Origin of the sequence: Roseateles sp. (assembly GCF_036404855.1) — a bacterium.
In the GTDB taxonomy this organism is placed as follows: domain Bacteria; phylum Pseudomonadota; class Gammaproteobacteria; order Burkholderiales; family Burkholderiaceae_C; genus Pelomonas.
This window is the reverse complement of the sequence record NZ_DASWYS010000326.1, coordinates 1-7,651: the sequence shown is the minus strand read 5'-3', so window position 1 is coordinate 7,651 and position 7,651 is coordinate 1. Positions and strand designations below refer to the sequence as shown.

8 protein-coding genes are annotated in these 7,651 nt (G+C 68.7%); 1 reads left to right on the top strand and 7 read right to left on the bottom strand.

Going from position 1 to position 7,651, the window contains the following annotated elements:
* A partial coding sequence (locus VGF12_RS21990; RefSeq protein WP_331178186.1) for a YbfB/YjiJ family MFS transporter occupies nt 1-936 on the bottom strand: 936 nt, incomplete at its 3' end.
* Between the two features lie 57 nt (nt 937-993).
* Between VGF12_RS21990 and VGF12_RS21985 the strand changes: the two genes are divergently transcribed.
* The gene (locus VGF12_RS21985) at nt 994-1,818 is read left to right on the top strand and encodes a M90 family metallopeptidase (protein WP_331178185.1); all 825 of its coding nucleotides are present in this window, start codon (nt 994-996) and stop codon (nt 1,816-1,818) included.
* Between the two features lie 12 nt (nt 1,819-1,830).
* Here VGF12_RS21985 and VGF12_RS21980 read toward each other — a convergent pair whose 3' ends face one another.
* From VGF12_RS21980 to VGF12_RS21955, 6 genes are all read right to left on the bottom strand, one after another.
* Entirely contained in the window at nt 1,831-2,388 is a 558-nt protein-coding gene (locus tag VGF12_RS21980; protein ID WP_331178184.1) for a protein phosphatase CheZ, read from the bottom strand.
* Nucleotides 2,389-2,517: 129 nt separating this feature from the next.
* Nucleotides 2,518-3,318, bottom strand: a complete 801-nt coding sequence (locus tag VGF12_RS21975; RefSeq protein WP_331178183.1) for a DUF2520 domain-containing protein — start codon at nt 3,316-3,318, stop codon at nt 2,518-2,520.
* Nucleotides 3,319-3,331: 13 nt separating this feature from the next.
* Nucleotides 3,332-4,099, bottom strand: a complete 768-nt coding sequence (locus VGF12_RS21970) for a methyltransferase (protein ID WP_331178182.1) — start codon at nt 4,097-4,099, stop codon at nt 3,332-3,334.
* 85 nt (nt 4,100-4,184) lie between these two features.
* Nucleotides 4,185-6,209 carry an alkaline phosphatase gene (locus VGF12_RS21965; RefSeq protein WP_331178181.1) on the bottom strand — a complete coding sequence of 675 codons (2,025 nt, stop codon included), beginning with the start codon at nt 6,207-6,209 and terminating at the stop codon, nt 4,185-4,187.
* 16 nt (nt 6,210-6,225) lie between these two features.
* Nucleotides 6,226-6,717, bottom strand: coding sequence for a hypothetical protein (locus VGF12_RS21960; RefSeq protein ID WP_331178180.1), 492 nt, complete (start codon nt 6,715-6,717; stop codon nt 6,226-6,228).
* A gap of 81 nt (nt 6,718-6,798) precedes the next feature.
* Nucleotides 6,799-7,651 (bottom strand): GDSL-type esterase/lipase family protein (locus tag VGF12_RS21955; protein ID WP_331178179.1); only part of this gene is annotated, 853 nt, incomplete at its 5' end.

Sequence of the window (7,651 nt, the reverse complement as noted above, 5' to 3'; positions counted from 1 at the left end):
GACGATGCCGATGAAGGTTGCGCCGTACAGCAGGGCACCGGCCAGCGCCGCCACCAGCCCTCCGGCCAGCACCGGCAGCAGCACACCGACGATCTGCGCGCCGAAGGCGATCAGCAGCGCACCGACATCGCCTGTGCGCCGCGCGATGCGATCCCACACGAACACTGCCGGCGTGGCCGCCAGACCGACGAGCAGCCAGGCCCACGGGCCCTGCCCCGCCAGCAGCGGCTGCTTCTCGACAATGGCGACGGTGAAGGTCGCGTTGATGACGAAGCCCCACCCAGCGCAGAAATAGGCCGCGACCATCAGCGCCATCCAGCGCCGACTCGGGTTCTGGCCGGCCGACGCCTTGACGGGCGGCGGCGGCACCGGCGGGCGCCACCACCAGGCTGGAATCAGGAATAACAGGCCCAGCAGCGCAAAGCCTTCCCATTGCGCGGCCCAGCCCAGGTCCAGCCGCGCCATGCCCATCGCACCCAGGGCCGACACGACGATGCCCAGCCCGAGGCCAATAAAGTAGATGCCCAGCTCGGGCCGGCGCCCTGAACGCATCAGCCAGCCCTGCACCAGGCCCGAACCCAGAAGCATGCCGGCGGCACCGCACAAGCCCCCGACATAGCGGGACACGGCCCACGCGCCGAAGGACGAACTCCAGCCCATGAGCGCCGTGACGAGAAGGGCCATGGGCAACCCCCAGCTGTACAGGCGGTGGCGCCAGCGCGGGTTCTCGATCCAGGCCGCCAGCAGCGCTCCGCTCATATAGCCGGCGTAGTTGATTGCCGCCAGCAGCCCGCCGTCGGCCAGGCCCAGGCCCGCCTGCGCCTGCATCTGCGGCAGCAGCGGCGTGTAGGCGAAGCGAGCCAGGCCTATCGTCAGCACCAGCGCGCAGATGCCGCCCAACAGCACCTGCCAGGCCGCAAGTGGGAAAGTACGCATGGCCCGCAGCCTACCCCGGGACTTGCAAAGCCGGCGCGCGCACCCAGCTGATCTGCCATGGCCCTGCTCATCTGCTTCTGCCTCGTCCTGCTAGCCGCCGCCGGTATCGCACTGTGGCCGGTGTGGGTGAGGCGGCGACGCGAGCGCGTCGCCAGCCGCCCCTTCCCGGCCGCCTGGCGCCGCCTGCTGCGTCGGCATGTGCCGCTGGTCGCCCGGCTGCCGGCGCGCCAGCAACTGCGGCTCAAGGGGTTGATGCAAATCTTCCTGGCCGAAAAGCCCATTCTTGGCTGCCGCGGCCTGCGCGTGACGGACGAGGTCCGCGTGACCATCGCGGCGCTGGCCTGCCTGCCACTGCTGGGCGCGGCGCGCGGCGTCTACCCGGAACTGCGCCAGGTGCTGGTCTACCCGAGCGCCTTCGTCGTCGACCGGCCGGTAACGGAATCCGGCGGCGTGCTGTCGGACCAGCGTCGCGTGCTTGCTGGCGAGAGCTGGAGCCAGGGCCAGGTGCTGCTCGCCTGGGACGAGGTGAAGCGGGGCGCGGCCACGCCTGGCGACGGGCACAACGTCGTCATTCACGAGTTCGCCCACCAGTTGGACCAGGCCGGTGGCCCTGCCAACGGCGCGCCCGCGCTGCCGACGGCAGAGGCCTACCGGCGCTGGTCGACGGTGATGCAGAACGAGTTCGACGCGCTGCGCTGGCGGCTGACGAGCGGCGGTGAGCCGGGTTTGATTGATGCCTATGCGGCCACAGACCCCGCCGAATTCTTCGCGGTGGTCAGCGAACTGTTCTTCGAGCGCCCCGTCGAGCTGGCTGCCGGCCATCCGGAGCTTTACGCCGAACTGAGCGGCTATTACCGCCTCGATCCGGCATCCTGGACATAGGCCGCCAGCCCGTCAGAACCCCAACGAAGCCAGCAGATCATCCACGTCGTCTTGCTTGAGCGCCTTGTCAGGCGTCTGCACGCCGTGGAGTTCGGTGGAGGCGTTGTCCGCGGGGACGGGCGCGGGCAGGGACTCGATCAGGTCGTTAAGCGCCGGCTCCGCGCGCTCCAGCATTCTGCTGACCTTGTTGATGACCTGGCCGGAGAGATCCTGGAAGTCCTGCGACATCATGATCTCGGTGTGCAGCGACTTCTCACGCGACGCAAAGCTGGCGGCATCGGCCGCATAGGCAGCGCACAACTTCATCAGCGCGCGTGCGCGGTCGGTGCTGATGTTGGTGGACAGGGCCAAGCGGTTCAGCGCATCGGACAGCTCGCGGCCCTTCTTGCGCACGGCCTCGGCATCCGCCTGAGCAGCCTCGACGAGGTTGAGCACCTTGGTGGCCGCCTGCTCTGTCATGCTGCGCACGTAAGCCAGACGCTCCCGGGCATCAGGCAGCTCGTCGACGACGCTGTGCAGGATCTGGGCGGCATCGGCCCGGATCATGGCTTGAATGGATGCGTCGGACATCTGAACTCCCTGGGTGCTCCCGCCACCGGCGACGGATTTGGGAAGTTTAGAAGTCCGTCCCCATTCAATCAGCTTCGCAAACCGGGCCGAACGCGGCCTTTGTCACGCTGCCAGCTGCCGACGCGTTCATCAGGCCACCAGGCAGGCCCGCAGCGCGGCGATCTGTGCCGCGTCCAGACGGCCAGCGGCCTCCGCCAGCACGAGCTGTCGCCGGGCCAGCGCCAGCAGCAGGTCGGCATCCAGGCCGGCATCGGCCAATGCGTGCAGATGGCGCGTCAGCACGGCGACATCGCCGCGTGCAATGGGGCCGGAAACGGCGCCGGCAAGTCCACGCGCCAACGCCGTGTCCAGCGCCCCATGGCTCAGCGGCGCCAGGGCAGGCAGGGCATCAGTGGGCGCCAGGCCGGCGGCGGCCCACAGGGCCTGGGCGTCGGCCAACACGGCCAAAACGCCGCTGGCGGCAAGGTTGGCCGCCGCGTGATAGGCCGCCCGCGCCTGGGCCGCCATGGGCGAGGGCAGCGCCAGCGGCACCAAGCCCAATGCCCGGGCAAGCGCCTGCAGCGCCGGCCGGTACACATCGTCGGCTTCGATGCCCACGTACGCTCCCGCCAGGTCGGCATCGCCGGCCAGCAACTTCAGCGGATGAAAACCGGCAGCGACGGGGGCCGGCGCCAGCGCTGCCAGCGACGTCGCGCCGCTGCAGTGCAGCGCGAGCTGGCCGGCACGCCAGGGCAGCGTCGTGGCGGTCGCCGCGATGTGGTCATCAGGCACCGTCAGCCAGACCCAGTCGGCCGCGCGGGTTGCGTCGCCAGGCAGCAGTTCGCCCACGCCAGGCGAGCGCCGCCCGACGACGACCTCCTCGCCTGCGGCCTGCAGCGCCGGCACCAGCGCGCGCGCCAGGCGGCCGTAGCCGACGACGGCATGGATCATGCGCGCCAGACCGTCAAGGCTTCACGAACTTGAGCGTCATACGGTCGCTCTCGCCGATGGCCTGGTACTTTGCTCGGTCCTTGTCCTTGAGCGCATAGGTCGGCGGCAACGTCCAGACGCCATCCGGGTGGTCAGCCGTGTCCTTGGGGTTGGCGTTGACCTCGCTGCGGCCCGCCAGCTTGAAGCCTGCGTTCTCGGCGAACTTGATGACGACGGCCTCTTGCACATAGCCCGAACCGGCCTTGGGATCCTGCGTGCGCGAGGCCGGCAGGCGGTGCTCCTCGACACCCAGCATGCCGCCCGGCTTCAGAGCCTTGAAGGCCGCGTCGAAGACGGCCTGGGCCGTGCCGCCGTTCATCCAGTTGTGCACGTTTCGGAAGGTCAGCACCATGTCGGCGCTGCCGGGCGGGGCGATGTCGAACTGCCCCTTGCCAGGGTTGAAGCTGGTGATGGTGACCTTGCCGTAGACGCCCAGAGACTCCATCTTGGCCTTGAAGCGGGCGCTGCCGCCGTCCGCGGCGTAGAGCTGTCCACGCTCGCGCAGGTAGGGCGCAAGGATCTCGGTGTACCAACCACCGCCGGGAGACAGTTCGACGACGGTGTCGGTGGGCTTGATGCCAAAGAAGCTCAGCGTTTCATAGGGATGGCGCGCCGGGTCGCGCGCCACGTTCCCGACACTGCGGTGCTCGGCCGCGACGGCGGCCTTCAGTGGGTCGGCCGCCTGGGCGTGGGCGCCGGTGGCAACGGCGGCAGCAAAGGTCGCGGTGAGCCAAATCTTCATGGGTGCAGTCTCCTGTTCGAGGCGGGCCAGTATCCATCTCGGCCGCACCCGTGCCGAAGGTCAGCCCGCCGGCCGCGACCGCGCTTCAGCGCCGGGGCTTGGGCGGCTTCTTCGCACCGCTGGAATCGGCCGGCGCCACGACGCCCTTCACTGCGGCCTGCGCCAGCTTGAAGAACACATCGGTGTTGTCGATGACGCCGGTGAAGGCCAGTGCGCCGGGGCCGTAGGCCGACAGCGGCACGTCGGTTGCTGTGTGCACCGCCTGCTCGCCGGGCACCTGGCCGGTCACCTGGTACTCACCCAGCGCGTCGTCGCGCTCAGCCGCATTGGCGGGGTACCACTTCAGCGGCATCCCGCTGGCGAACGGCTGTTGGCCGTCGCGCTGCGGCGTCCTCTTGGTCCGCCAGTCCTCGTAGCGGTCGGCATTGGCGCCGTAACCCACCAGCAGGCGGTAGTCGATGTCGGTGGTCTCGGGGTACCCATCGGCCGCCAGTTTGTAGTGTGGGAAGCCGGCCTTCTCGTACACGCCCACGACGCTGTTGCGCAGGTTGGCTACACCCTTCTTGGTCGCCAGCTCCGCGAGCTTGGCATCGGTCACGATGGAGCCGCCAATCAGTGCCGCGCCGGAGCATTCATGGTCGGCCGTGACGATGACCAAGGTGTCACCGCGCTCTGCCGCGAAGTCCTGCGCCACGCGCACGGCGCGGTCGAACTCCAGCGTGTCCAGCATCCAGCGCTCGGTGTCCATGTTGTGGGCCTGCTTGTCGATGGACGCGCCTTCGATCATCAGCACGAAGCCCTTGGGCGACTTCTTCAGCACGTGGATGGCCTTGGCCGCCATCTCGTCCAGCATGGGCTGGTCGGGCAGGCCGAAGTCCTCGACGACGCTGGCGCCGCCCAAGCCGTTCCTGTCGGTGCCCCGGCGGCCGTTGATCTTGTCCAACGCCACGTTCATGTTGGAGAACGCAAACAGGCCCAGCAGCGGCTTGCCTGCATCAGCCTTGTCGAGGTCGCTCTTCGTCGCGGCATAGCTGTAGCCGGCGGCCTGGAAGTCGTTGATGAGGTTGCGGCCTTTGTCCAGCGCGCCAGCGCTCACGCCCCAACGCTTCACGATTTCGGCGGTGTGCGGGTCGGTGGCGGAGAAAGCGTAGTCGTTGGTGTCGGTGCGCGCCGAGCCGGGCGTGCCAGCGGGCAGGAACCACTTGCGGCCGCCGCCCATCAGCACGGTCAGGCCGGTGTGGGACCGGTCGTCAAAGAACTGGTCCACGATGCCCGTGCCGGCGCCACGGTTGCTGGTGTGCACGGCGTTGCCCGCTGGCGTGGCGTCAAAGACGTCGGCCGTCGTCACGATGCCCAGTTGCTTGCCCTGCGTGCGATGCAGGTACTCGGAGAGGTACTCGACACGCGGGTTGTCGAAGGGGTCCGCCGTGTCATCAGGGAACACGCCCTCCTCGTTGTTGTTGTTCTTGTTGCCGCTGACATAGGCCGTCATGCCGGGGGAGGAGTCCGTGACGATGGAGTTCAGCGATGAAGTCTTGACCAGCGCCGTGGCCGAGAAGCTGTCCATGGCCAGCGGCTCGATGGCCTTGCCCTGCGCATAGCCGTGCACGATGCGCGCGGCGGTGCGCTGGGAGGCGCCCATGCCATCGCCCAGCAGGATGATGATGTTCTTGATCCTGGGGCCCATCGCGGCCGCGAAGGGCACGACCTCGAAGTTGCCCTTGGCGACGACGCTCTGCCCGTCGGTCTGTGTGGCCTCGACGCTGAACTCGTGCCGACCCGCGGTAGCAACGCTGACGGCGCGCACGGTGGCGATGGCCGCCTCAGCGGCCAAGCCCTTCACGCAGCCTGCCGAGCAGTCGCGCAGCGCGACGGTAGCACCCACCGGCTTGCCGTCGACGACGAAGCGCGCGACCGCGATCTTCTGCCCCGCATCGGGCCGGATGGTGGCCTGCAGGTCGAAGCGCTGGCCGGGCAGGAATCGGGCGATGACGGGGTCGGTGCGACTGCTGGAGAACAGCTCGCTGGGCGGCGTCAGCCGCGTCACGGTGGGTGCAGCGACGGCGGAACCGGCAGCGATGGCGGCAAGGAGCAGGACGGGGTGTTTCATCGTCTTTCGGAGGAGGTCAATTCGAATGGGCTGCGGCCGCCGCCGCAGGCTGGGCGGCCAGCGCGCCGGGCGCCAGGTGCAGCCGCAGCCAGGACACGCGCCCGGTTTCGTCCTCGGCGGGGCCGTATTCGAGGCGGCCGCTCAGCGCCAGCGGCCCGGCCTGATGGGCAACGACACGGGCGCGCTGGGCATCCGGCAGCAGCACGGTGACAGTGGCGGCGGGCAGGTCGTCGGCCTCGCCGTCGGCATGCTCGGACATGGCGACAGGCCGCGGCGTCAGCAGGAAACGCCCCGGTTGCACGTGCTCGCGCTGCACCATGAAGCCGACGATACGAACCTCGCGACCGTGGGCGGCCAGCAGCCGGGCCGTCGGCTCCAGGCCGCGAGGGCCTGCGGGCTGCACGAAGAAGTCACCAAAGCCGAGCTCCAGCGGTTCCTCGACACCACGGGTGGCGGATGCGGTGGCGGTCAGGCCGCTGAGGGCCAGCAGGACGAGCAGCAGCTTCATGCAGGGCAGCGTTGCAAAGCCGACGATGCTGGCCGTGCTGCGTGACAGGGGCGTGACGGCCGCCGGGGGCGCCGCGCTGTCTCAGGCCAACAGGTCGGCCCAGATCCTGGCCTGCTTGCGCCAACCGCTGACATTCGGATGGATCTCGTTCTTCCAGTCGCCGCTGCTACCGGTCGCGTCAGGCGAGGCAGGGGCCAGTACGCCGGTGGTGGGTACCACCTGGACTCCCGTGCGCCCCGTCGGCCAGCCGCTCACTGCGGCCTTGATGTCGTTGAACAAGCCCGCCGTCAGCGACGGCCACAGCACAGGGTGTATATGGTTCTTGAGGTAGGCCGTCCAGAGCCAGGGGCCAACCAGGCCTGCAATGGCCGGCGCATTGCGGGCGACCGGCGTGTCGTAGCAGTTCAGCAGCAGCGGCGTGTCCGCGTTCTTGACGCTGGCCCTCAGCGCCTGGTACATGGCGTCGAAGTTGGGATTGAGGTAGTCACCGACCAGGGTAGCCAGGGCGTCCTGCCGGACGCAGGCGTAGCCATTGGTGGGCAGGGGCTGGCCCTGCATGTCACTCAGCAGGCCTTCGCCCGGCGCTTCGTCACGGGCCGCGTCGATGAAGTCGTTGCCGCCAGCGCTGAGCAGCACGGCGTCATAGCTCAGTTGCTTGAGCCACCACAGGTAGTCGCCACTCATCGTCTTGGAGATGCGCTGCAGCGTCTGCCCCGACGTGGAGATGTTGATGATCAGGTGGGTCTTGCCACGCCGGTTGAACTCGTCGGCGAGGAAGAACGGCAGCGAGCCTTGGACCGCGGCGCTGGCGTCCATCCAGGAGTCACCCTCGGCGAGAAAGGTCTTCTCGAAGGGGCCAAAACGGTCAGCCTGTTCGGGGTGGATCAAGTAACGGCTCCCCGTGATGACCACTGACGTCATGAACGGCCCTTTC

Bases quoted from the DNA above. Each gene is read 5' to 3' on its own strand.
- VGF12_RS21980 (WP_331178184.1), bottom strand. From the start codon at position 2,388: ATGTCCGACGCATCCATTCAAGCCATGATCCGGGCCGATGCCGCCCAG.
- VGF12_RS21985 (WP_331178185.1), top strand. From the start codon at position 994: ATGGCCCTGCTCATCTGCTTCTGCCTCGTCCTGCTAGCCGCCGCCGGT.
- VGF12_RS21975 (WP_331178183.1), bottom strand. From the start codon at position 3,318: ATGATCCATGCCGTCGTCGGCTACGGCCGCCTGGCGCGCGCGCTGGTG.
- VGF12_RS21960 (WP_331178180.1), bottom strand. From the start codon at position 6,717: ATGAAGCTGCTGCTCGTCCTGCTGGCCCTCAGCGGCCTGACCGCCACC.
- VGF12_RS21970 (WP_331178182.1), bottom strand. From the start codon at position 4,099: ATGAAGATTTGGCTCACCGCGACCTTTGCTGCCGCCGTTGCCACCGGC.
- VGF12_RS21965 (WP_331178181.1), bottom strand. From the start codon at position 6,209: ATGAAACACCCCGTCCTGCTCCTTGCCGCCATCGCTGCCGGTTCCGCC.